Below are 2,217 nucleotides of genomic sequence, written 5' to 3'. Positions count from 1 at the left end.
AAAGGAAGCTTCGGCTTCCTTTTTTGTTTTCTGCTCAATGTGTTATTTGATACACGTCAAATAACCGTTATAAAATTCAAAAACCAACTAAAAATAAAGTTTGAATAAAATTCCAGGATTATTCAGGCCATTAATTAGGAATGCCTACCCAGTCAATCTCCCTTTGATTTACCGTCATCCCCATCGAATATTAATCCAAGCTAACTAACCAAAAAACCTTGCCAATTTTCTGCCATTTTCCAGCCCTTTCATTAGCCATTATTTTTGTGAACAGCACCAAACTTAAATACTGACGTAAGGAATAAAATAACCGCAGCTAAATTAAATCTAACTTCATTTGGATTGGTAAATATAAAAACAACCTTAATTTAAAGTCAGCAACTTTATATCGTTGAGTGCTTTATAAGTGTCCGTGTATTTACAATCTATAAATCATTAGTCGCTAATTCACATCACTTCTATTTAAGATGATGTAAGGAGATAGCCATGACAACTCAAACGATACCAAACGAGAAAAAAAAGGGCGGCTTCTTTGCCAACTTTAAATTTCCTTCTGCCTACACCATTCTATTTATTCTGATTGCGTTCGTCGCGCTGCTTACCTGGATTGTTCCAGCAGGCCAATACGACCGTGCAATGAATGAAGAGCTAGGCCGAGAAGTACCCGTAACCGGAACCTATCAAGCGGTAGAAGGTAACCCTCAAGGCGTGATTGATGTACTGCTAGCGCCTATTGATGGCTTCTACGACCACAATAGCTATGAAGCAGCGGCTATCGACGTTTCGCTGTTCATCTTAATCATTGGTGGCTTCTTAGGACTAGTAACCAAAACAGGTGCCATTGATGCTGGCATCGAGCGCGTTACCGCCCGCTTAGAAGGGCGAGAAGAGTTGATGATACCAATACTGATGGCACTGTTTGCCGCTGGTGGTACTGTCTACGGCATGGCGGAAGAATCACTGCCATTCTATACATTACTAGTACCAGTAATGATGGCAGCTCGCTTTGACCCTCTAGTTGCGGCTGCGACGGTATTGCTTGGCGCGGGCATTGGGGTGCTAGGCTCTACCATTAACCCATTCGCGACCGTTATTGCTGCCAACGCCTCTGGTATTCCATTTACCGACGGTATCGCGCTGCGTATTGGAATGCTGATTATTGGTTGGGGTATCTGTGTCGCCTACGTCATGCGCTACGCAAGAATGGTACAAGCCGATCCAACAACATCGATTGTTTACGACAAATACGAAGAGAACAAAGCGCACTTCCTTGGCAACGCAAGTGGTGAAAAACTGGAGTTCACCGCGACTCGCAAACTGATCCTGGCCATTTTTGGTGGCTCTTTCGCTGTCATGATTTACGGTGTATCCGTTGCTGGATGGTGGATGGCAGAGATCTCCGCGATGTTCTTAGCTGCGACTATTATTGTCGGTATTGTGTCTCGCATGAGCGAGGAAGAGTTCACAACTAGCTTCATTGACGGTGCTCGAGACCTACTGGGCGTTGCGCTTATCATAGGTATCGCACGTGGTATCGTAGTCGTAATGGACCGCGGTATGATCACCGACACTATTCTTTTCTCAGCAGAACAAATGGTGACTGGCCTTTCTTCAGTTGTCTTCATTAACGTGATGTTCTTCTTAGAAATTCTACTGTCATTCTTAGTACCTTCGACCTCTGGTCTAGCAGTGCTGACTATGCCAATCATGGCGCCATTAGCCGATTTTGCTGGCGTAGGTCGTGACCTTGTTATCACCGCTTACCAATCTGCATCTGGCTTGGTCAACTTAATCACTCCAACCTCTGCAGTGGTAATGGGCGGCTTGGCGATTGCTCGTGTCCCTTACGTGCGCTGGGTTAAATGGGTGATGCCATTAATCGGAATCTTGATGGTGTTCTGCATCGTTGTACTAAGTATTGGTGCGCTTATCTAAAACCTACACACCACCTTCTCGTTCAAAGCCGCTTTCTTAGCGGCTTTTTTGTTGCTATCGCCCTCAGAACCAGTCCCCAAAACAACCTCACGAGCTGCACACACTCTATTTAAAGCCTCTCTATAGCCAACCTCATCAGCCAACCTTAAACAATCCAAGGACACCTTCGACAAAGCGTAAATCAACATTTTAATATTGATGTTAAGGCTAATAAAAAACAATCCATTCCTCTCCATTATGTTTATAAAAATATTTAGTCATTTATTAACGTTAATTATATTT

Annotated in this window: 1 protein-coding gene; it reads left to right on the top strand. The window is 43.7% G+C overall.

The annotated features are described in order from the left end of the window. Window positions 1-486 precede the first annotated feature (486 nt). The gene (locus AB4653_RS11700) at window positions 487-1,935 is read left to right on the top strand and encodes a YfcC family protein (protein WP_009844712.1); all 1,449 of its coding nucleotides are present in this window, start codon (window positions 487-489) and stop codon (window positions 1,933-1,935) included. Window positions 1,936-2,217 lie beyond the last annotated feature (282 nt).

Origin of the sequence: Vibrio sp. 10N.222.48.A3, assembly GCF_041475345.1 — a bacterium.
GTDB lineage: Bacteria > Pseudomonadota > Gammaproteobacteria > Enterobacterales > Vibrionaceae > Vibrio > Vibrio tasmaniensis_A.
This window is presented reverse-complemented; position numbering and strand designations above follow the sequence as displayed.